A 22,304-nucleotide genomic window follows, 5' to 3' on the forward strand; every position below is an offset into this window, starting at 1 on the left:
GCTCAGCGCAGCTTGTCGGCCATGCGGGCCGTATGAGTGATTGCGGCGCGGCTATCGGGGGCGGAATGGCTCATCACGATCATGCTGGCCTTGGGGAACGCCGCACCAAACGCGCGCGCTGACGCGGCGTAGTGCTCAGTGTCGGCATCACCGAGATTGCCGAGCGACTTGGCCTTGCTGTCCTTGATCAGGCAGCCACCAAAAGCGATGTCGGTGCCGTCGATCCCAACGGTGATATTGTCACTGGTGTGGCCGGGGCCGGGGTAAAATACCTTGAGCGGGCCAAAGTTGGGCGCGGTTGCTGGTTCGACCCAGCCATTGGCGGCGAAAGTCAGGCTGTGTTGCGCCGCAACCATCCCCTCTTGCGGGGCAAGCTGGTTCGACAACGCATTGGCATAAGTCGCAATCCCCGCCGCATGCAGCGCGTCCATACCGCCCATCTTGTCCTGATGCGCGTGAGTCACCACCGCCAGCGCGACCGGCAGGTTGATCTCCTGCTTGATCCAGTTGAGGATCTGGGCGGTCTGGTCATCGGTCCAGGCGGTATCGACCACCAGCACGCGGCCGCCATCCCTGACGATCAAACCGTTGGAAGCGACTGCCCCGAAACCCGGCATGTCGAGATAGGAAGTGTGCTGCCAGACATTCGGTGCGAGCTGGCGGAAAACCAGATCGCCAAACCGTTGGTCGCCAGTTTCCATTTGCTGGCCAATCGTCGGGCGGATTTCACCGGGCATGCACCCGCTCAGCATCAATGCAGCGGCTAATGCGGTGCTCAGCTTCGCGACCGGGTGCATAATATTGGGCAATTCCATCAAGTTTTCCTTTTATTCAGCATTAAAAACCCCGCAAATGCGAGGCCTAGTAAATAGATGATCTTAATTTGGTTCACTGTAGCAAAAATATGGGGCGAATTCAAACATGAGGTGCGACAGTTTCAAAAGCCATATGATAATCAACAAGCTGAGCAAATTTCTCTAATGGTGTAAGCCAATCTAACGCCTTTCTAGGGGTCAGTTTGGATATAGAGAATTATTGTACGGTAAGCCTGTTTTTTGAACAGACTTACCTATAGCAATAGGGTGTCCTCCCGCGCTATACGGCATTTTCAGAGGTTTGACCTTAATCGGATAACCTAAATGCGATACTGCAAGAGCGACAACTTAAAAGCGATAGCCACTGACGCAAAATCAACCACTTACGAACCAAGATTGGTTAAATAATGCGCTTAACGTACAAAAATTTCCGTTCTCCAAACTGACCCCTATCTGGCTTTCACGAAGCCGAACTGCCGCTTGATGATGCGAAACGGGTGCTCCACCCTGGCACGGATGCTGGCTTTCATGTATTCGATGTTGATGGCCGTTTTGTTCTTGCGCGGATGCTGCTTCAAGGTTTTTACCCTGCCGGGACGCTCGGCGATCAGCCAGTCCACATCCACCTCGGCCAGCTCCTCGCGCTGTGGCGCTCCTTGGTAGCCGGCATCGGCTGAGACAAATTGCTCCTCTCCATGAAGCAGATTACCCAGCTGATTGAGGTCATGCTCGTTGGCCGCGGTGGTGACCAGGCTGTGGGTCAGGCCACTCTTGGCATCGACACCAATGTGGGCCTTCATGCCAAAGTGCCACTGATTGCCTTTCTTGGTCTGATGCATCTCCGGATCGCGTTGCTGCTCTTTGTTCTTGGTCGAGCTGGGTGCCTCAATGATGGTGGCATCGACCAAGGTGCCTTGAGTCATCATGACGCCTGCTTCGGCCAGCCAGCGATTGATGGTCTTGAACAATTGGCGGGCCAGTTGATGCTGCTCCAGCAGGTGGCGGAAATTCATGATGGTGGTGCGGTCCGGCAGGGCGCTATCCAGGGATAATCGGGCAAACAGGCGCATGGAGGCGATTTCGTACAGGGCATCTTCCATGGCACCGTCGCTCAGGTTGTACCAATGCTGCATGCAGTGAATACGCAGCATGGTCTCCAGCGGATAGGGCCGTCGGCCATTGCCCGCCTTGGGATAAAACGGCTCGATGACAGCGGTCATATTCTGCCATGGCAGAATCTGCTCCATGCGGGAGAGGAAAATCTCTTTTCGGGTCTGACGGCGCTTAGTGCTGAATTCACTATCGGCGAAGGTGAGTTGATGGCTCATGATGTCCCTCTGGGATGCGCTCCGGATGAATATGATGATCTCATATCAGGAACTTGTTCGCACCTTCCCTAATCATCACGGCGATTACGTTCAAATCCCCTGCGCCCTCTTGCTGCCCATTCAGCATTGAGTACCACGTAACGCTCCCAGCGTTCACGCAGCTGTGCGAGCTTTAGCGGTAATTCTTTGGTGACAAAGGCTTCCGGTATTTCAAAGTCATCAAGATGCCCTTCCAGGTATGCATGTACGCCTTCCAACACATCAATCAGAGTGATGTTGTTACTTTGTTGCCCTTCAAGAAGCGGCCCCTGCCAGCTATGCCAGAAGGCCTGATGGCGCAGACAGCTTTCGTCATTCGCGAGCCACCACAAATCCATAAAGATTCCTCGTGCAACTTTGAACGGCTGTTCATCAAACTGTTCGATGAGAAAGAAATAACACGGGATCTTGAGCGCGTTAATACGCGCAATTTCAATTTCAGCATCACGGCGCAAGGCAATCAGATTGCTAAAGCGCGAGCGCATACAGGCGACAGGGTTCAACACCCTTACCTTTTCATTCATTTCAGGCATACCGGGGCCGGTTGCTTCTACATAAAACGGGGCGGTATACAGGTAAAGCTTTTCCCCCAGAAAATCAGAACGGTCAAAGCCTCCGGGTCGGTCGATAATATCCACCACATTTGGCTCGTCAGGCGCATCCGGTACGGCAAATAAGCGTCCATCATCCCGTTTGATATCGTGTGTGTCCTGATCGATAAGCATAAACTGTGCAAGGGATGGGGGCTGGCCGTCTTTGTTCTCCCACGTCTTAACGTTGAGCGTTTTTGCTATAGCCGCAATATCATCTTTCCGGGCGCTGTAGTCGCAGTCAACAGAAGTGGTGAGACGCTCATCAGGCAATCTGTCGCCATATTGTGCATGATAATAGGATATCCAGTATTGCACAGCCTGACCGCCAACTGTGATAACGGCATGTTTGAACTGGTCAGCGTTGCAGATCAGCTGCTGATTTAGCAGGTACATCTGCTCATAGGGGGGAATAACGTCTTGAACAGGCATAAAAAAACCATCAGCGAATGATGGTTTATTGTGCCTCAAAGTTCAGGATCAGGCAAAAGCGATAGTATGAGAGAATTTGCTACTGGCTGACTTACTGAAGCGGCTTTTCACGGCAGGTTTGTAACCGGCACGACCACGCAAAACCTGCACCGCTACGGCTTCGTAGCGTTCATGCTGCTTTTGTTTAGCTTGTGCTGGAGACATAATTTTGTACCTGACGGTAGTTATAAACAAATAAGATGCAGTAACTATACGTCACGAATCTACGTCACGCAATAGTGTACTATTGTTGCAACTTCGATGTACTTCCAGATTACAAAGTAAGTCCTGATCTCTTAGGGAAGGTGCGAACAAGTTCCTGATATGAGATCATCATATTCATCCGGAGCGCATCCCAGAGGGACATCATGAGCCATCAACTCACCTTCGCCGATAGTGAATTCAGCACTAAGCGCCGTCAGACCCGAAAAGAGATTTTCCTCTCCCGCATGGAGCAGATTCTGCCATGGCAGAATATGACCGCTGTCATCGAGCCGTTTTATCCCAAGGCGGGCAATGGCCGACGGCCCTATCCGCTGGAGACCATGCTGCGTATTCACTGCATGCAGCATTGGTACAACCTGAGCGACGGTGCCATGGAAGATGCCCTGTACGAAATCGCCTCCATGCGCCTGTTTGCCCGATTATCCCTGGATAGCGCCCTGCCGGATCGCACCACCATCATGAATTTCCGCCACCTGCTCGAGCAGCATCAACTGGCCCGTCAATTGTTCAAGACCATCAATCGCTGGCTGGCCGAAGCAGGCGTCATGATGACTCAAGGCACCTTGGTCGATGCCACCATCATTGAGGCACCCAGCTCGACCAAGAACAAAGAGCAGCAACGCGATCCGGAGATGCATCAGACCAAGAAAGGCAATCAGTGGCACTTTGGCATGAAGGCCCACATTGGTGTCGATGCCAAGAGTGGCCTGACCCACAGCCTGGTCACCACCGCGGCCAACGAGCATGACCTCAATCAGCTGGGTAATCTGCTTCATGGAGAGGAGCAATTTGTCTCAGCCGATGCCGGCTACCAAGGAGCGCCACAGCGCGAGGAGCTGGCCGAGGTGGATGTGGACTGGCTGATCGCCGAGCGTCCCGGCAAGGTAAAAACCTTGAAGCAGCATCCGCGCAAGAACAAAACGGCCATCAACATCGAATACATGAAAGCCAGCATCCGTGCCAGGGTGGAGCACCCGTTTCGCATCATCAAGCGGCAGTTCGGCTTCGTGAAAGCCAGATACAAGGGGCTGCTGAAAAACGATAACCAACTGGCGATGTTATTCACCCTGGCCAACCTGTTTCGGGTGGACCAAATGATACGTCAGTGGGAGAGATCTCAGTAAAAACCGGAGATAACGCCAGAAATGGTGGAAAAAATAGCCTAAATAGGCTGATTCGATGTGTTTGCGGGAAAAAAATCGGCCCAGATCCGCGAAATTTTAATCAGCGAGTCAGCTTGGGAAGACATGACCTGCTTATTCGCACTTTCCCTAAAGGCGCATTCAGGTTGAAGGGCGAACAGATTGACGGCAGTTTTCTGTTAAATAATGAAACCTATCTTGTGGAAGCAAAGTGGCATAGCACTAAAACAGGAAACGCTGATCTCCATGCATTTCATGGCAAGCTGGATCAGAAAATTTCATGGGCTCGCGGCGTATTTATCAGTTGGGCTGGATTTACAAAAAGTGGTCTGGATGCATGGGGGAGGGGAAAGAAGGTCATCTGTGTCAGCGGTTATGATCTTGTTCTCATGTTAAAAAATAACATCAGTTTCAGAATGTTGATGGAAGAAAAAATCAGACGGGCAGCCGAAACTGGCAACTTATATATCAAGATAGACGAAATTTATCCAAACATAAGCAAATGATGCTTCCTGTCCTGTCTACAATCAGCGTAACTGGTGGGATTACAGCTCCACACCTTGCAGCATTAGCACTTCAGCTTGAGCGGATAAAAACTATGGTAGAATTCAAAAAAAATAGCTGGGGATGACAGTGGCTAAGTACCATATTGAATCTGTGCAGGAATGGGCGCCGTTTACTCACAACGGCCAGAGTTACTCTTTGTCACATTTGAATGCACATGAGATTACCTACAAAGGTAAGATGCAAGATTTTAAGTTTGTCGTAACTTATGGCATGCACTGCTTCACTAAAGACGGTACGCCTTACAACATCCCCTTTAAATATCAAGATGCGAGAGAGTCGATCTCCGTTTGTCTTGAACGGTATGAAGCATCAAAGCAACTGCAACACATTCTGCCCAACCTTCCATCGTTGATGCTCTATCAGACCACTGAAGAAAAGTATTTCACGCTTCAGATGATGAATAGTGCTACGAACCAGCTTGAGCCATACAAGATCTGCGTTGCATTCTTCAAAGAGAACCGTTTGATGCGTATACACGTTCTTTCGGCATTTTTTGCTCGTACTGGACCTGGTGCACCGGGCGAGCCTATCCCGCAAAAGCCAGTTAGCTTATTTAAGGTTGCTGTGGATACGGCAAAAAAGCCAAGAAACAGTGGACGACCGAAGGAAGTTAACAACAGGTGAGAAAGTGGCGGCCCCCTTTCGGGGGCCTCAGCCATTTAGTTTGATTAGATAATCAAGACTAAACAGGGCAGGTCGCATTTGCTTCGAACTGGTCGAACCGTTTCCGGCTGCGGGATGCGATTCATTGCTGAACCCCTGTAACCATCCGTTATTAGTATTCTATTATCTGACGTAGATAAGTCAAGTAATGTAGTTCTTACTGCCGCAAGGACTTTCTGAAGAAGATAGTACATCTTGTCGGAAGTTAGGAGTAATTACTTGAGTAAGAAGATGTAGTTCTATCAGGTACGCACAGTGCACACAAAGAAACAAGTTATGCGCTGTGAAGATGTTCAAGATAGACGAGCAAGATTAGCTTAAAAAAACAGCCTTAGCGTAAAATAATTATCGATATCCAAGCTGCCCCCTTAAGAGTTGCATTCACGCGACCCGTTCTTTGCTGGTCAACCAGCGCTGATGGTCACCAGTTTCCAGTGATCGTCATTACTGACGGCCTCCCAGCCACAGCTTTTCAGCAGCGCATTAAGCCCCTCGGCGCGCCCGCCAATTCTCGCAGGCACAGGTAGCACCTGCGTCCCGTCATCATTAAAACCGATATCCAGCGCGCTTTTCAGCAGACAGATACTGTTCACCGATGCCGATGGCAGAATCTTATTTCGACCGCTCCACTCACTGTCGCTGAGGACGTGATACCCCCAGTCGTACTGCTTCGCCAGCTCCAGTGCGTAGGTCAGGCGAAAAAGGTCGTTCTGCTCAGACAGTTCGCCGGTGCAGCTACGCCAGAGATAATCCAGCTTATGGCGCAGCCGCGCACGAACGCCGAGCGTACGGCCCTGGTTGAGGATCCAGTCAACATCGGTGGCCACGTCACGTGAAAAACGGCGCTGTTTTTTCACCTGCGCAAACCACCGGGTGATAAACAGGTTTTCCTGCGACTCAGACTCAACCAGGCCATCTTCCCTGGCTGTCAGCAGGGCGATAAGAGCACACCATGCCAGGTGACCCGTTTTTTCCATATTTCTCATATCATCACCAGCCCGGGGGCTGTCCTTCAGCAATGATGTTTATCATCCAGTTCCATCAGTCGGCTGTTCATCTTGTCGGGATGTTCCCGATATACCTCGCCCCTGATCGGTGCCAGCTGTAGCGTCAGATGCCGGGCAACGCTATCGTCCTCACTGTCCGGCGCACCAATCAGCCAGACCGGGTAGGGGGCATACCTGACGTCATTCCGGAGACGTTCACCCAGAGAGAGCATATCAGCCTCAGACGCGCACTCCGGGGCAAAAACCAGCCGGGCAGTAATTCGCCCGCAGCGGGAGCAGGGGAACATGGTGTTCTCAAGGAGCTTCGTGCCGGGAATGGGAGCCGGTGGTGAAGGAATGGTACCATCAGGTTGCCTGCCGGCGTGCTCAATCAACGCATCAGCCATCTGTTGAGCAACCAGCGCCACAATATCTTTGTTCAGTTCCACAGGGTCTTTAACGTACGGGCGCAGCTGCGTGTCGCCGGATGGGGTTTCGGTGACAACCACACCACCCACCTCATTGTTACAATAACAAATAACGTATGTGTTTCCCCGGCGGCGAACCTGAACGTTCGGGGGCAGTCGCAATTTTTGCTGTTCTGGCGATGGTGCCATCCGACTTCCCTGCATTAACGGGGTAAATCTGAACCATCGGTTGGACGACAGACGGCGTCAGACATGATCTGCTGCTGAATGGTGCCAACGTAACACTGATACAGTTTCCCCTGATAACGGGCATTAAAAAAATAACTGTTGGGTTCAGGAGTACGATCAGATTGTTCAAGCGTGACACGATCCTGGGTCACCCCCAGCGCAAAAGCAGCCTTTTCCCGCAGAGCCTTTTCATTCATCTGACCTGCAGCCTGAGAGATTCCGCTGATGGAAAGCGACAGAACGCCCAGAATAAGCAGTGATTTTTTCATGATTACCTTTCCTTTTGATTAATAAGGGCTGTCAGCCATCCCTTCACAGCAATACAGTAACGGGAAAACGTTCGCTCAGGCAATAATGCTAAGCCTGTCCCTGAAGAATGTCTGTAATTTGTGCCAGAACCTCACGTACTTCCGCTTTGTCACAGGCCATAAGTACATCCATTGAAAGCACCTCCAGTCGTGGCTCTCCCATTTGCTTTGCCAGCAGGCCAGCATTAAGTGCCAGCGTTCTCCGCCCCTCTTTTGATGGTTTACGCTGATCATCAATAAACAGGGACAGCACTTCTTCCCTGACCTCCTCATCCAGCCGGGAAAAGTTTCGGTCACGTAAAATATCCAGAGCAAATTTCGTTAAAGAATCCATATATTCTCCTGGTTGTTGAGGTACTGAACACCCGAAACTCAAAAAAAGCGGCTTGTCCTTCATCCTTTTTTCGGCCCAAAAGCCCCGGAATCCATTAATCCATTAAACATTGTGCGTAACTGCTTAACCGTTAGCTGGTTCAGAAGTAGCGACGACCTTGCCCCATGAGGAGACCCGAGAAGCAGGTAACGCATATTTTCCCATGACTCTGACAACTGGGCATATGACAGATCCGCCAGCGTCCTGGACAACATTAAAGGAACCGCCACCGCAGGAGGTATCGTGCCATCAGATTCAAGGGCATGATTATTCCAGCTCCACCAGATTAGCACTGGTTTTGCTGTATTCGCATACAGAGGGATCAAGCCCGATACATCAGAAAGAACATCGCTCCCATCGTAGTCAAAATCACTATTTTTAAACGCGGTAATGAGTTCGTCAGTGATATAAGAAGCCCGCAACTCGATGGAGTCCGATGCCATACGCAACCATCCGGAAAGGCTACTAAAACGCATGTCATCACTGCTCAGATATTGCATTAAATCCCAGTAGGAACGCTTTACAGCAGCGATTAGCTCATCAGTATCCCCATAGGGGCATGTAATAATACCGTTAGCCATATAACGCGTATGATCAAGGCGCGGAAATGATGGCGTCGTCTGCGTGTCCCTGTAACAGGGTATCGACTTATCACGGCCAAGCGCTATAACTGGATGCCATTCAGGATAAGAAGACACTACAGGCCCAAGTTTCGTGCAAATAACGCTTAAAGCATCCTCAGCTCGTTTCCTGTCAGTTTCAGAGATAGCGTCGATATTATCCTTTCGCCATGGTGCGATCTCTTTAATAAGAAAGTAATTGATTGCCTCAGCTTTGAGTTTTTCAGCTTCTTCATTTGCTCGAAACATAACCATACCCCAACATAACATTATTAACTTACGCATTATCTATAACACATACGCGTAAGTAAATGGCTTTATGTTTACAATAAAAAGGTACGGCTACTTTTGCACAATCACCTGCCTGCATGGAGGCAGGTGCGACTGATGAACAGGATACTGACGGTCTGTGGTATCGATACCCGGCATAGCCGTAAACACAACTTCTATATTCGTATTGTGAATGCCGAGCAGCGCGCAGGCATTCTAGGAATGCGCCAGGGGCGCATAGAGGCGCCCTCAGAAGTGGACTAGAGCATAGTGGTTAATGGCGCCGTAGCCCGGCGTAGCCGGTTACGGTGTTGATAGGTTCCACCAATCCATCCCTTCGCCCTGCTAGACCAAAACCCGCTAAAAGCGATACAGAAGCTTTTGTGCGGCGTCGGAGTGGTCACGACAAGGCGGAAGCCGCAGTCGGGGCGTATCTCCGCGTTAGCGGGCCGTGAGGGCCGCTTACGGGCGTGTACTCAAAACTTCCAGCGACACCACTCATAGCCACTCAGAAATCTAGTTACAACATCCATCATTAAAAGCGACGTTGTTCCGGGCCTTCGGCCCGGGGCGGCCTCGCTTTTCAGTGGTGGGGAGGGGCTGTGAGGGTTCAGGCAGGCACTGTTCCTGCTTTTGAGTGAGTATTTTGAATGTTGTAACTATATGTGCCGTGCCGGGGCCCGTCGCGTAGCGATGGGAGCTACTTTAGGCAGTTGCCGAACCGGCGCGGACGTGAGTCCGCTGCAAGGGCGGGCATTTTCAGGAGCCTGTCCACAGGTCAGGCGACGAACAGGTTATATATTTATATGAATGAAATAAAAGATATTTAAAAGAAGTACAGAGCAGGTTTTTAAAGGAAACCACGCACTTTGAAATCAGGTCGGCTGGCGCTCTGTAAGCATAACGGTTGTAACCTTATGGAAAGGTCCCTTGCAGTTATTTGTGGGTAACTGAATCTGGCGACGAGATGTGGCCACTCTGATGCAATTTCTGGCCATTCTGATGGCGGAATGGGGTGAATGTCAGGAAGGACGGCCGTCATTTCGTGCAGAAAACCGTCAACGATGGACTGCAGACGTGCGAAACCCTCCGGCGCCAGCCGGATTTTTCACACAGGAAGGGTTATATGGGGACGGTGGCCAGCCGCGTGTAGTTGTTACCACGCGACATCAGCATGCGCTCTTTCACGCGCCGCTCCAGCTCACGCTGGAGAGCATCCCTGTCGCCGACGAAACGCCCTTTGGCGTAGTCACGCGTCAGCTGCTGTTTCACCAGCGTCACAATGTCCTTACGGGCTCTGTCCGCGTCACGTCGGGCGCGGGCGCGCTTCAGGCCATGCTGTTTACGTTCGGACTGGTAGCTGCGGAACCGTTCGCGCACAAACCGCCAGGCCTTCGCTATCAGCTCGTCCATCTCCAGCGGCTTCAGGTTCTGCTTCTTACGCTGCTGATTCTCCCATTCCACACGGCTGCGCCTCGCGGCCACAACGGCCACGTCAGAGACGTCGAGCGCGGAGAACAGTGCCGGCGTGAAGGTGATATCGGTCGGGATATTGCAGCCAATCTGCGGGTCATACTCGGTCTGATAGGTAATCAGCCCCAGCTCCGCCATAAACGTCAGCGCCCGCGTGGCGCGGGTGATGGACAGATTACCGCTTTTCGACTCGGTGGCGAGACCGCACTCGATGGCCAGATTGGTGATGGAGCGCTGAACGCGGTTGGCCAGCGGGTCATAGTGGAAACACAGCCCCTGGAGCAGGGCATCGATGGCCCGGCGGCGCAACAGTGGCGGCATCCGGTGACGTTTACCCAGCGAGCGTAAGAACGCCACATGGATGGAAAAGTCAAAACGGGACGTGAAGCCTTCGGCTTTCGCCATCAGCTTACGACAGAACGGCAGTGTCTTTTTGCCTTCACGCGGCGTGAATGCCGGGTTCGGGTTTTTGACCTGACGGTAATGGGAGAACAGGGTCTGGGCGTCAGTCACACCTTCCCGCGCTTATGTTGCACGGAAGGAGTAAATGGCACAGAAACGGGTATTGCAGTTTTCTGAGCATAAAACTATACTCCCTGCATAGAGCAACAGCTTCTATACAGTTTAAGTAGGCCCCGTTAATCTTCTCTTAGTCGCCAAACCTGGTGAAGATTATCGGGGTTTTTGCTTTTCTGGTCCCGGGTAGACACCTCATCAGAACCAGTTCCCTGCCACCTTATGGCGTGGCCAACCAAGAATTCACTAAAACGATCAGTAATCTAGCATCCAATGAGAAAACGTTCAAGAATGTGAAGTCTTTACATCGAGAACGCCGCGTTCAGAAAGTTCACGTTCGAGTAAGGTCTCAATAAACTGAGCTTGAGTGAGCCCTTCCTCTTCACAGATCGTAATCATCCAATCTTTAAGAGGATTTTTAACAAAAACCTTCACTTCTTTATGTGTTTCACGTTTACGCGCAATCGCGGCAAGCTGTCTTTCACTCGCCGACATCGGCTTACCTTTTCGGTAAGAACGCTTTTCTTTCGATGAGGAAGTTACTGCATTTTCGATCTGCGACATCTCTGCCTCCTCAAGGATCAAACTTGGATCGTTTGCAGAGAATACTACAGATATCTGAAATCAGCGACTTAACTTTACGCGAAGGTGTGAGCCATGTTGGCGCATGGTTCACCAGGATAGATGTAGATTGCGGATCAAATGACGATGCGACTTAGTATGAAGAATGCCAGTCCGTTCCTCCGTCCCAGCGCGACTGCCAGTGCTGAAGGTAGGTTTGTGCCACTTCCGGCACCTCATTAATAACCAGCACATTCTCGCTATTCCGCGATGCAGCAGAGCGAGTGTAGTTAAAGCTACCAGCCTCAACTGTATGATTATCAACAATAATGACTTTGTCATGCATGATGGCGTAGCGACCGTTGGTGCGCAGCGGAATTCCCGCGTTCACCACGATGTTCATCGCCGCCTGGCTGGCTTTGCTCCGGTTGCCCTTTTCATCAAGCACTATCTTCACATCCACACCACGACGTTTTGCCCTGACAAGCGCACTAACCACCTCCGGAGACGTAAATGAGTAGCCCATCAGCCGAATTTCCTGCTGTGCTGACTCAATCGTCTTAAGGACCAGCTGCAACGCGCTGCCTTCAGGTGAAAAGCCGACCTGAACGGAGGATGCCGCTGCTGCGGGCTGAATACAGCTCAGCGAAAGACATACCAGACCGGACACGGCCAGCTGGCGAAAGGTGAACTTACGCATTAAATAACCTCAGAAATACTGTTCGGATGTGTTAACCAGAAACGCCGGAGACGGGGAAAACTTGCTTTTACCCTTCTCCGGGGTTGGACAACTGAGCACGGCGAAGGCGTCAGTCTCTTTTAGCGGTATCAGTTGGCGGACGCCTGATTATTTTTTGGTATCACCGGCAGCATGACTGATGGCCTGCTGCAGGGCCTCCGCGCTGGTGTATCCCGGAATAACCGTCACGTTATCAGCACTGGCGCCGGCTGACGGGAGAACCACCAGGGCCGGGGTACCGCTGAAGCCCAGCTGCTGCGCAAGTGTGTTTATGCCATCCAGGGTCCCCTGAACATCTGGGGCTGTTTTCGCATCGAACTTCACGGCTTTTGCGGCCGCGCTGATATCAGCATCGGTCAGCTTACCCTCGTTGTGGGCGGTAGCGTAAATCGCGTTGTGATACTTAAGGTAAGCATCGGCCCCCTTCTGCTTCCAGATCTGAAGCCCGGTTTTCGCCGCACTGAGCGACGCCGGCCAGCGCTGGCCAAATATCGGGAATTCCTTGAACACAAAGCGCACGTCCGGGTTAGCTTTTATTACCTTCTCCAGTTCCGGCGCCAGGCGGGCACAGTAGATGCACTGGTAATCAAAGAATTCAACGACCGTCACTTTCGCATCAGCAGGACCATATGATGGTGTGCCTTTATCGTTCAGCAGCGCTGCCTGATTCTGAACCACGGCGGCCGTCATCGCCTGCTGCTGCTTCTCCTGCTGTTGGGCCTGCAGCTTCTGGCTGACCTCAACCAGCACTTCCGGATGAGCCAGCAGGTAGTCTTTCGCGATTTCACCAATGCGGGCTTCCTGTTCCGGGGTAAAGGCAACGGCAGGTTTCTCTGCTGCCCCCGCCACGCCGGAGACCAGAAGGCCTGCGGCAAGCATGACTGAAAGGGTTTTATTCATGTTCATCCTGTGTTTTTCTCTTCTCGGTTGTTATCAGTTCGTTCCGTGCACGGGTGGCGACGCTTCTGACCGCCCTGCGCTGTCGTTTAGCGTGCTCCTGAGCCCTGCGCTCCACGGCATACGCCGCCTCCTCCGCACTCACCGCTGCGACCGGTTCACCGGCAAGGTTTTTACGCCACGCGCCCACCGTCATGGCGCCCAGATACGCATCCGAGCGGGTGACGGCGGCAAGGCAGCGTTTCAGCGTCTTCACGGAAATCTCCAGCCCGCGCCGGCGAATGTCATTGACCATTGCCTCCCGGATGTTGACCGCCAGGAGCTGCGGCTGGCCGTCCGTCACCAGGGCTGGCCAGCAACGCTTCAGGAGCGCGAGCGCGTCCGCAAGCGGCATGACCTTCCGGTACACCGGTTCCGGGGCAGGTTTGCGCCTGGCCGCCCGCATGGCCTCCCTCTCCTGGGCCTGTCGCTCAGCCCACTGCCGGGCTTTCTCTGCTTTTCTGGCGGCCTTCTCGTCCGCCTGCGCCTTTTTCGCGCTCTCATCCACCGCCTGCTTCCTGACCTTCCAGGCAGGCGTCGTGTTCACCACCACGGTCTTTTTACGCGTGACCCGGCCCGGACCCGCACCGTCCGGTTCACTGTTGCTTACGGCACGCTGACCTTCTGGCTCCGCTTTGCGGCGCAGCGTCAGCGTGGGGCGCCCCTGCTCTGTCATCCTGCCTCCGGATAAATCTGTTTCACGTATACTCCCCTGACTGACCCTATTCTGACACGGCAGATATCACATCACCATCAGTCCGATGACGGCAAGGTGCACCGCGTAGAACAGCGGGAAAAATTCGCGCGGCCAGAACCTCGGCACGCGGCAACAGGTCCGGCTCAGCACCGTCAGGGTAACGCCGGGTATTACCAGACCCGCGATGGCAAAGGCGGGGCTGTCCGCGGCATTCAGCGCGAGTATCGCCAGTGCCAGACACAGCGCCAGCCCCGTGCGCGTGGTGCGCCGGCCCGTCATACATACGCCGCAGGCCAGCATCAGCATCACTACCCCCGCCAGCCCGTAGCTTCCCGCCGAAAACGGCAGCCAGGCCAGAACCAGCATCAGGGAGAGCGGCCACGTGCGCGGCCCGTGCCGCTGCATCATCGCCAGTGCCTGTCCGCTGACCGCAAAGGCAAACAGAATATTGCCCAGGTCCGGGCGCAGCCCGGCCAGTATCCAGCCGCCCTGCGCCACCCCGGCCCATATCCAGAGCCGGTTCAGGGCGCGCTGCTGAATCTGCGGATGGCGGGCGAGGTTCATGGCCCAGACCAGGCCAAAGAGCGGAAACGCTCCCCGACCGGCAAGACGCAGCCAGTCATTATCCAGTCCGCACAGCATGCTGATGTGGTCGGCCACCATCAGCAGCAGCGCCACGGTTTTGATAAGGTCGGTCTGGCCCGGCGTCCACACAAGCAGACGCTGCAGCCAGCAGTCGGCCACCACCACAAGGGGGAAGAGCGGATGGTTTTCAGCGCGCATATCAGTCGCCTCCCAGGGTCTTTTCACGCTCAAGGTCTCGCACCGTTTCGCGCTCCATCTGCTGCAGGCGGTCCCGCTGCACGCTCTCGCGCACCACCTGAGACACCGCCTCATCCCGGCGGCGTTCTTCCGGCGCATCCGGCAGCGTGAGGGGAGATGCCGGCGTTTCTTTTATCCGATCCATATCCCGCACCACATCCCGGACGGCGACGTCAGCCCCTCCGGCCGGCCTGTCGCCGCTGCGGGCCATCTCGCGGACCGCCTCTTCGGCACGCTTATCCAGCTCCCGCTGCACCTCAGCCTCCCGGGCCTGCTGTGCCAGCACCTCCGGCGGCACCGTTTCTGCGGGCTGCGTACCGGTGGCATCGGGCAGGCCGTCGGCCCAGACCCGACCGCCGGTAATGGCGCCGGGGTTCCACGGTCGCGCCTCGCCTTCGAGCCGCACCACCACGCCGCTCTGCGGATTCTCCCTCGCGAGCCGCACGCCCTCTTCCATATCCCGCGCCAGCAGCGACTCGCCGTTACGGCTGGCCTGCAGACCCGCAAACGCCGCGTCCCCGCTGCCCATCACCCGGCCTTCACCAGCGAGCCCCTTAAGCTGCCCGTCTCCGGACGTCAGGGCGCTCAGCCAGACGCCCGCCTTCCTGCCGTTGCGGTCGAAGGCCGGGAGCGCCACGTGCGGCTGCGGGTATTTACGCCCCGGCGAGATATATTTCGCCATCGAGCCCTCGGGCTGCAGCCCGGCCTGGCGCAGCGCGGCGCGACCGGCAGGCACCTCACCCAGCGCTTTTGCCGTCGCCGTCAGGCGGGCGGCATTCGCGACGGCGCGGTCGCCGCGCGGCTCCAGAATGTCATGCGCCGTACTTTTCGCCTGCGATTTTTCCATCGCGGCCGCCCACTTATCCCGGTTGTCGGTATAGACCTGCGCGTGCTGCTTCATGCGGCTCAGCGCCACGTAGGCTGACTCGAAGCTCACCATCCGCTTACGTCCGCCGTCCGTACCCTGCAGGGAGATGGAGAAGGGCTCGCTCGCACCCTGTGAGCCTTCAACGGTGACGGCATAGGCCAGGTCGATGTGCTGCTCTGCCTGCTCGGCTGACGGCGTGAGCGTACGGGTCTGTTTCCCGTCCGACAGCGTGACGCTGTCACCTTTTATCTCACTGACCGACCAGACGCTGTTGGCCACGAAGCCCCGCTCGTTGTCGCTTTTCGAAAAGCGCATCCGGTCGCCTTCCGACACGGTAATGGTGTCCTGACGGTAGAGCGTGACGCCCTCTGTCGCCGCCTGCGCGGGCGACAGGCTGCGGGTGTTGCCCTGCGCATCCTTCAGCATCACCAGGTGCGCCTCCCCGTCCAGCGCCTCAATGCTGTAATAGGTGCTGTCCAGCAGAACCAGGCTGTCGCGGGATGCCTCCCACGTTGCCATGCGCCGCAGCTCCCCGTCGCGGATATTGGCAGGCGTGAGAACCGGCAGCGTGACCTCTTTTTCGCCCACCTCGCCGGCACCCTGACGGGCGTCATGAATCATGGCGTTCACCTGGCGGCGGTCGGCGTTCAGGGCGGTGATAACGATGGTCTGCGCCTGCGCCTCTGACGTGCGCCCCGTGTAGTCCTTCACGATGGCCTCCAGCAGCGTCGCGGGCTGCCCGCCGGGCATCAGGTCGCCGGCCGCCACGGCTTTCGCAATGGCCTCCTCCCGTTCGCGGCTGAACTCCATGACGGAGCTGTCCGGCTGCCAGGCATCCGCCCTGCGCGGCACCTGTGCCGGCGCCACGCTCTCAATGGTCGTCAGGGCGCTGCCGATATCGCGGCTAATCAGGCTGTAGACGGCAGGTTTTAGTTCCGGCGTCTGGCGGACGATCTCCTGCATCACCGCCACGTCAATGGCGCTGCGCTTCTGCAGCAGGCGGAAGGGCTGGCCCGGGGCAATGGACTGCAGCTGGTCGGTATCCCCGCTGGAGACCGCGCGCCCCCCGCCCCCGGCAATCAGGCTGTACGCCTTCGCCATGTCGGCGTTACCGACCATTGAGCTTTCATCCACGAGAAACAGCACGTTGCTGAAGTCCGTTCGTTCGCCGCCGCGCAGCTGCTGCTGCGTGTCGTGAATAAAGGCCGCCAGCGTCTGCGTTTCAGGCACGCCCGCATCGCGCATCTCGCTCACCGCCCGGTGGGTGGGGGCCACGCCGATAACGCGCGGCTGCTCCCGTTCCGGCAGCGTGCCGATGGCCGACATGACTGCCCGGAACTGGGTGGTTTTACCCACCCCGGCGTAGCCCTGCACCAGGGTAAAGCGGTCGGGGGATTCAAGTATCATGCGCGTGGCGTTCCGCTGCCCGTCGGTCAGGCCCGCCAGCTGCGCGTCCGGAACCTTATCCATCAGCGGGGTGACGGCCTCCTTTCCCTCAAGGACGTGGCGGATAATGCTTTTTTCAGCGTTGTACGACTGGCGTGAGACCAGCAGCTGCAGGCCGTTTCCCGGCGATACCGGCACCGACAGCAGGTCGCCGCTGCGCACCTGACGGTCCGCTTCCTTTTCGATGGCCTGCAGGCTGAGGCTGTCCTGCTCAAATTCTTTCGCGGCGGCCATCAGTTGCGGCTTCGTGAACGCCAGGCCGTTCCCCTCCAGCACCGGAATGGCCAGATGGATAGCCTGCTGCTCCGGCGTGTGCAGACCGGCCTTCTGGTGCGCCAGGGCATCATCGAGCCTGTCATGCCCCGCCGCATCCTTAATCTGTTCGGACACGACGCTCCAGGCAGACTGACGCGACAGCTTCTCCGTCGTTTTCTGCGCCGTCTGCGCGGAATAGAGCCGCACCGCCCGGCCGCTGAGCGCCAGTTTGTTCAGCGTGGTGTTATCCAGCTCGCGCTGCGACAGCGAGGCAAAAACCGTGGCGCTGTCGCTCACCGAGCGGCCCGGCGACTCCACCCAGCCTTGAACCACCTTCGCGGCGGTAAACGGGCTGTCGCCGGCGGGCAGGACCACGTCCGCCTTACGCCCCGGCAGGCTGACGACGAGCCCCGCCTCCCCGAGCGCCTTAACGGTCACCGTATCGCCTCCCCTGAGCCGCGTCCCCTGCGCCTGACCCAGCACTGCCAGACGGTCGCCTTCGGCCACCTGCAGCGTGCCGGTGCGGTACAGCGACCAGCTGCTGTTGAGTTCAGACAGGCGGGTCACCCGCGTCTCACCCTGGGCGTTGCGCAGCGTCAGGCTGTTGTTGCGGCCCGTCACGCGGTCAATGACAAAGCGTTCCCGGCTGCGCTCTTCGGCATTCCAGCGCTCCATGACCATCCCCTCCCGGTAGTGGTCGCGCACCTGCTGATGGCGGCTGTCGAGCCAGACCGGCTCCAGCGTGGTGATACTGACCTCCCGCTCGCCCAGCACCTTTTCCGCCTTAAGCGCCTCGCGGACTACGCCTGCGAGCACCGCCTGCTCGCGCGGACCGGTGACCTGCGCCACGCTGTGTTCACCTGCGCGGACGCTTCGGGCAAAGTCAGCGGCCAGGCGGTCATACCGCTGCCGCCGGTCAGGCTCGCTGATAACCGAGACCTGCGTCTTCTCACCGCCCTGCCACGCGAGCGTGCTCACTCCCGCTTCCTTCATGACGGTGAGGGCGCTGCCGGTCCCGGTGCGCTGGCCGCTGTCGGCAATCAGCAGCTGGACGTTATGGCGCAGCGCACCGTCGAGCAGCGTGAGCGTTTCTTTCAGGGTCAGCTTCTCCCCCTGGTCCACAATCAGCGTGCTGCCGGGCGTAAAGGCCATGCCCTCCGTCAGCCCCCGCCTGTCGGTGATATGCTCGCCGCTGAGGCGCTCATCCTGCATAAGGGCGCTGCGCGAACGCCTGTCGGCGGCGATAATCTGCACGTCACGCCCCTGTTCGCGCGCCATCATCGTCAGCTCCGCCACGCGCTCACGCTGGCCGGCCGCCCCGCCCTGACCCGAAATGATCGCCACCGGCGGACGGTCCTGGGCCAGGACACTCACGGCATCGCTGTATGACCGGCTGCGGGGCACGCTTTTATCCGGAAAAATGTCGGCCTGCCCCGTCCGCTGTAAATCGCGGGTCATCGCCGACACCGACAGCTCATCCAGCACGTGGATGTTCGAGGTAAACAGCCCCTTCTCTTTATCCAGCGGGATGAGCTGCTCATTTTTTATCGCCGCATCGATGCCGTCACGCGCCATCTCCACCATGCCCGACCGCGCGGGCAGCTGCCCGAGGGTGGTGGCCAGCAGTTCGGAATACGTGAACCGCGCCCGCCGGTCGCTCAGCATCGCGATGGCCTGCCCGACGCTGCTGTTAATATCAATGGCTTCAGGCGTCGTTGCGGGAATATTCCCCTGCACAACCCGCAGGTCTGCCGCCTCACGGTAGGCTTTAATGTCAAACCCCGTCTCTTTCAGGGTCTGCATCCACTCGGCCATGCGCTGTTCGGGGTCAACCTTCTGCTTCGACTGGCGGGTATCGAGCGCCGCCACGTCGCGGGACTTAAGGGACGCGTCATCCCCGACCGCCTCGCTGATGGTCCTGCTGCGGCTGGAATACGGCTCCGTCGGTACGCCCTTCAGCTCCCACATGCCGTGTTTGCCGACCGTCTCAGTCTCATAGCCCATCGCCGCGACGTCATCCTTCAGCGCGGCACGATACAGGCGGCCAAAGGCAATCTGGTTGGCGTAGATATTCTCAATAAACCCGGTTTTACCCACTTTGTCGCTGCTGAGCGTTCGCCACTCATCGCCATGCTGAGTGGCATTGGCCACCACCGCGTGGGTGTGCAGCTGCGGCTCCTGGTCGCGGCTGGTATCGTGGTTAAACAGCGCCATCACCAGGTTGCCGGTCAGCTGCGTCTCGCTCCTGCCCTCCGTCATAACCCGCGTGGAGGCCATTGCCTCTATCTGCTTAATGGCGGTCTCCACCGCGCGGTTGTGTGCCTCAATAAGACGCTTGTCGTCTCCCAGCATGGCCATCACGGAGACACTTTTGGGCGCAGAGAAGGTGAAGTCGTAGCCCGGACGGTGTTTGTTCGCCCCGTCCTGAGTCCGGCTGAGGTCGCTGCCGTCCGGCAGGCGTCCCTCCAGAACCTTCGTAAAGACCTTCTGGTCCACCCCGCCGCTGAGCCCCAGCGCTTCAGCCCCTTTTCCGGCCCAGCGCTCGCCCATACTACCGATAACGTAGTAGTTGTCCTTGTCGGTGTAATAATTGCCCGCGCTGCCGGCGGATTTTACCGATCCGATGCTCATCATCAGATGTATCCTCCCGGCTCAAGATCCTTTTCAGGCGCCCGGTGAACGTTGATGTTCACTTCTTCACGACGCTGCCTCTCCTGAGGAGACAGTTCGTCCTGCTCCGCCTGCCACGCCTCCCATGCCGCCATATCCACTACTTCACCGCTTTCACTGATGCCGGGCGGCAGCTGCTCTGCCTCTTCCGCCTTTGTCTTCAGCTCAGGCTCCACACCGCCGGCGCCTGCCGCACCTGCTACGGATGCCGCGTCTGCAGCGCGGGGCGCGGGCGTCAGTTGCTGTGGCTGCTGTGGCTGCTGTGGCTGCTGTGGCTGCTGTGGCTGCTGTGGCTGCTGTGGCTGCTGTGGCTGCTGTGGCTGCTGTGGCTGACCAGCATTCTCCGCACCGCCCTCTGGCGCGACAACATCGGCATCCGGTTCAAAGAGCATGGCGATGCTGCGGGATTCATGTTCACGTGCAGCCAGCGCGGCATTCAGGCGTTCCTCCGCTTTCCCGTCGATGGTGCGCGGAATGAATTCCGGTGCCACCTTTGGACGCTGCTGATACTTCAGCGCCATTTTCACGGCAGGATAAGGTCCGGGAAGCGTGACGTAGCAGGAGAGATCCGGCAACGTCTGGACGTCGGAGTAACTCACCAGGGTGACGCGCTCCATGTCCTTGCCGACCGAGGTACCGTCGCGTACCGGGTCCACACCGTAGGAATACTGCTCGGACGCCTTGAGGATTTCTTTTTCACCGATTTCGCCAGCGGCGAACTCGGCGATATTGCGCGACGGCGAGCGGAAGAAGGCACGGGTGTTCAGCACGTCGAACAGCGTTTCCGCCGGCTTCTGCCCGTAAATATCTTCCAGCTGGGCGTAGGACTGAATGCCAATGACGTAGCAGCCGCCAAACTTACGCGCCTCCGGCAGGATCTCAACCAGGTCCGGCAGCTTGTGCAGGGTAGGCAGCTCGTCGGCGAAGATCCACACGCGGCGGTTACGGTTTTCCCCCATCGCCAGCAGCCCGCGAATGGCGATGGACAACCACATGGAGATAACCGGCTTGAGGGAAGCGTGGGTGTCAGCATTGGAGGAGATAAACAGCCAGCCGTTTTTACCATCCTCACGAACGCCGCGCATCCAGTCGCGTATGGTGAATGACTCGCCGTTATTTTCGATGCCCTGCAGGTAGCGGATAGCCTTGACGTAGTTGGTCAGCACGGCGCGGATGGAGATGGCCGTTTTCTCGATTTTCTCTTCCACCAGGTTCGCCGCCGGGGAGTTTTTCAGGTACGAGCGCAGCTTCTCAATCTTGATGGAAAGCAGCGTGTCGACCAGCTTGCTGTAGCTGCGGTCCTTGTCGTTGCGCATCAGATATGCGGCTTCGGCAAAGATGGTACGTCCCGACCCCTGCCAGAAGGGGTCTTCCTTCGTGCCCATAGGAATAAGCGTGTTGGAAACGTTGTCGAAGTCAGGCTGCGTCAGGCACTCCCGCCACAGGTCCCATGCAGCGCAGCGCGCATCCAGCGGGTTAAGGATTTTATCTGTGGCCGGATCATAGTAGCTTTTGACGAACTCACAGGAGCGGTCATACACGATGACCATATCGCCACGCTGGCGGGCGTAGTTCATCAGACGGCGGATAACTTCTGATTTACCGGCCCCGACGGTACCGTGCAGACAGAAGTTCTGGATCTCCGAGTCCTTAATAAGCGGCAGCTCACCGATTTTGATGTCGGATGCGAGACCGTCGCGCCTGAGCATTTTCGCCACCGCTTTCGGGTCGTCAGTCAGCTGGCGCCCTCCCGTTATCTCGTCCTCACTCTGCTGCTTACCCTGATGGCCCAGAATCCAGGTGGTGACAAAGAAGGTAATAACGCACACCACGGCCGCGATGATGGCAGCAAGAATAAAGGCCGTCCAGACCTGGTCGGCGCACCACTGGATATATTTGTCCTGCAGTATTTGCTGCGCGTTGTACTTCAGCTCATGGCCGTAATAACGGATGGTATAGACAGGCTGGGATTTAAAAATATCGCGCATGGGGGCCAGCGTCTGACACCAGTAATAAACCATGCCGTTCACGAACGTCTGCCAGGTCAGTTTAACCGACAGCGTAATCGCGACAATGATGCCGAAGAGAATGACGAGACAGTACACGATGATATTGGCAATTTGACTGAACATACGGATACGCATGCTCGCGATCTGACCGCCCTGGGTCATATCCTTAGCATTAAAACTCATATTAGCCTCATAGAGGTTGGTCTATATGTATAGCGACCATGATTTCAGAAAGCAATTGATTTAATGTCATCCGTTA

The 22,304-nt window shown here is 56.5% G+C and carries 21 protein-coding genes and 2 pseudogenes; 5 read left to right on the plus strand and 18 right to left on the minus strand.

Translation table 11 applies throughout. The features are described from left to right. Positions 1 to 2: 2 nt before the first annotated feature. From L3069_RS27025 to L3069_RS27040, 4 genes and pseudogenes are all read right to left on the minus strand, one after another. Positions 3 to 815: a subclass B1 metallo-beta-lactamase NDM-1 gene (locus L3069_RS27025; RefSeq protein WP_004201164.1), complete on the minus strand. Its 813-nt coding sequence runs from the start codon at positions 813 to 815 to the stop codon at positions 3 to 5. A gap of 452 nt (positions 816 to 1,267) precedes the next feature. Continuing rightward, positions 1,268 to 2,143 (minus strand): annotated as a pseudogene (locus tag L3069_RS27030) (IS5-like element ISKpn26 family transposase); the annotation flags it as partial. Positions 2,144 to 2,211: 68 nt separating this feature from the next. Further along, the gene (locus tag L3069_RS27035; RefSeq protein WP_001145102.1) at positions 2,212 to 3,204 is read right to left on the minus strand and encodes a hypothetical protein; all 993 of its coding nucleotides are present in this window, start codon (positions 3,202 to 3,204) and stop codon (positions 2,212 to 2,214) included. Positions 3,205 to 3,252: 48 nt separating this feature from the next. Continuing rightward, positions 3,253 to 3,408: a hypothetical protein gene (locus tag L3069_RS27040; RefSeq protein ID WP_000074143.1), complete on the minus strand. Its 156-nt coding sequence runs from the start codon at positions 3,406 to 3,408 to the stop codon at positions 3,253 to 3,255. A gap of 203 nt (positions 3,409 to 3,611) precedes the next feature. Here L3069_RS27040 and L3069_RS27045 point away from each other — a divergent pair, with 203 nt between their 5' ends. The 3 genes from L3069_RS27045 to L3069_RS27055 all read left to right on the plus strand — a co-directional run bounded on the left by L3069_RS27045 (position 3,612) and on the right by L3069_RS27055 (position 5,801). Beyond that, positions 3,612 to 4,592, plus strand: a complete 981-nt coding sequence (locus L3069_RS27045; protein WP_000019445.1) for an IS5-like element ISKpn26 family transposase — start codon at positions 3,612 to 3,614, stop codon at positions 4,590 to 4,592. After that, positions 4,574 to 5,116, plus strand: coding sequence for a restriction endonuclease (locus L3069_RS27050; protein ID WP_077253195.1), 543 nt, complete (start codon positions 4,574 to 4,576; stop codon positions 5,114 to 5,116). Before L3069_RS27045 ends, L3069_RS27050 begins: the two co-directional genes overlap by 19 nt. Before the next feature lie 127 nt (positions 5,117 to 5,243). Continuing rightward, positions 5,244 to 5,801 carry a hypothetical protein gene (locus L3069_RS27055; protein ID WP_042934582.1) on the plus strand — a complete coding sequence of 186 codons (558 nt, stop codon included), beginning with the start codon at positions 5,244 to 5,246 and terminating at the stop codon, positions 5,799 to 5,801. 443 nt (positions 5,802 to 6,244) lie between these two features. Here the strand turns inward: L3069_RS27055 and L3069_RS27060 are convergent, their stop codons facing one another. The 5 genes from L3069_RS27060 to L3069_RS27080 form a co-directional block, all read right to left on the minus strand. Continuing rightward, positions 6,245 to 6,826 (minus strand): DUF2913 family protein, encoded by a 582-nt coding sequence (locus L3069_RS27060; RefSeq protein WP_045265539.1) that lies wholly within the window; start codon positions 6,824 to 6,826, stop codon positions 6,245 to 6,247. Positions 6,827 to 6,852: 26 nt separating this feature from the next. Continuing rightward, positions 6,853 to 7,335: a hypothetical protein gene (locus L3069_RS27065; protein WP_016479975.1), complete on the minus strand. Its 483-nt coding sequence runs from the start codon at positions 7,333 to 7,335 to the stop codon at positions 6,853 to 6,855. 122 nt (positions 7,336 to 7,457) lie between these two features. Beyond that, complete coding sequence (locus L3069_RS27070) at positions 7,458 to 7,751, minus strand: hypothetical protein (RefSeq protein WP_032072918.1); 294 nt, start codon at positions 7,749 to 7,751, stop codon at positions 7,458 to 7,460. An 88-nt stretch (positions 7,752 to 7,839) separates the two neighbouring features. Next, complete coding sequence (locus L3069_RS27075) at positions 7,840 to 8,124, minus strand: hypothetical protein (protein ID WP_032072917.1); 285 nt, start codon at positions 8,122 to 8,124, stop codon at positions 7,840 to 7,842. A 59-nt stretch (positions 8,125 to 8,183) separates the two neighbouring features. Further along, positions 8,184 to 9,032: a hypothetical protein gene (locus tag L3069_RS27080; RefSeq protein ID WP_032072916.1), complete on the minus strand. Its 849-nt coding sequence runs from the start codon at positions 9,030 to 9,032 to the stop codon at positions 8,184 to 8,186. A 138-nt stretch (positions 9,033 to 9,170) separates the two neighbouring features. On the opposite strand from L3069_RS27080, the gene L3069_RS27085 reads away from it, so the two are divergent. Next, entirely contained in the window at positions 9,171 to 9,317 is a 147-nt protein-coding gene (locus L3069_RS27085) for a hypothetical protein (protein WP_032072915.1), read from the plus strand. 858 nt (positions 9,318 to 10,175) lie between these two features. Here L3069_RS27085 and repA read toward each other — a convergent pair. Next, on the minus strand, positions 10,176 to 11,039 hold the full coding sequence (gene repA / locus L3069_RS27090; RefSeq protein ID WP_016247520.1) for an incFII family plasmid replication initiator RepA: 864 nt from the start codon (positions 11,037 to 11,039) through the stop codon (positions 10,176 to 10,178). Continuing rightward, positions 11,032 to 11,109 (minus strand): RepA leader peptide Tap, encoded by a 78-nt coding sequence (gene tap, locus L3069_RS27525; RefSeq protein WP_011201829.1) that lies wholly within the window; start codon positions 11,107 to 11,109, stop codon positions 11,032 to 11,034. Before tap ends, repA begins: the two co-directional genes overlap by 8 nt. Positions 11,110 to 11,188: 79 nt before the next feature. On the opposite strand from tap, the pseudogene L3069_RS27530 reads away from it, so the two are divergent. Next, positions 11,189 to 11,292, plus strand: a pseudogene (locus L3069_RS27530) (replication protein RepA). 35 nt (positions 11,293 to 11,327) lie between these two features. Here L3069_RS27530 and L3069_RS27100 read toward each other — a convergent pair. From L3069_RS27100 to traD, 7 genes are all read right to left on the minus strand, one after another. Next, positions 11,328 to 11,606: a replication regulatory protein RepA gene (locus L3069_RS27100; RefSeq protein WP_008324932.1), complete on the minus strand. Its 279-nt coding sequence runs from the start codon at positions 11,604 to 11,606 to the stop codon at positions 11,328 to 11,330. Positions 11,607 to 11,757: 151 nt separating this feature from the next. Further along, positions 11,758 to 12,303 (minus strand): phospholipase D family protein, encoded by a 546-nt coding sequence (locus tag L3069_RS27105; RefSeq protein WP_008324931.1) that lies wholly within the window; start codon positions 12,301 to 12,303, stop codon positions 11,758 to 11,760. 147 nt (positions 12,304 to 12,450) lie between these two features. Beyond that, positions 12,451 to 13,242 (minus strand): DsbA family protein, encoded by a 792-nt coding sequence (locus L3069_RS27110; RefSeq protein ID WP_016479977.1) that lies wholly within the window; start codon positions 13,240 to 13,242, stop codon positions 12,451 to 12,453. Continuing rightward, on the minus strand, positions 13,235 to 13,954 hold the full coding sequence (finO, locus tag L3069_RS27115; RefSeq protein WP_008324922.1) for a fertility inhibition protein FinO: 720 nt from the start codon (positions 13,952 to 13,954) through the stop codon (positions 13,235 to 13,237). The genes L3069_RS27110 and finO overlap by 8 nt, the downstream gene beginning before the upstream one ends. Positions 13,955 to 14,020: 66 nt before the next feature. Then, entirely contained in the window at positions 14,021 to 14,758 is a 738-nt protein-coding gene (traX, locus tag L3069_RS27120; protein WP_008324912.1) for a type-F conjugative transfer system pilin acetylase TraX, read from the minus strand. Position 14,759: 1 nt separating this feature from the next. Continuing rightward, positions 14,760 to 20,000, minus strand: coding sequence for a conjugative transfer relaxase/helicase TraI (gene traI, locus L3069_RS27125; RefSeq protein WP_016479978.1), 5,241 nt, complete (start codon positions 19,998 to 20,000; stop codon positions 14,760 to 14,762). Next, on the minus strand, positions 20,000 to 22,228 hold the full coding sequence (traD, locus tag L3069_RS27130) for a type IV conjugative transfer system coupling protein TraD (RefSeq protein ID WP_077022305.1): 2,229 nt from the start codon (positions 22,226 to 22,228) through the stop codon (positions 20,000 to 20,002). Before traD ends, traI begins: the two co-directional genes overlap by 1 nt. Between the last annotated feature and the right edge of the window lie 76 nt (positions 22,229 to 22,304).

Origin of the sequence: Enterobacter cloacae complex sp. ECL411 (assembly GCF_021869665.1) — a bacterium.
Taxonomy (GTDB): domain Bacteria; phylum Pseudomonadota; class Gammaproteobacteria; order Enterobacterales; family Enterobacteriaceae; genus Enterobacter; species Enterobacter intestinihominis.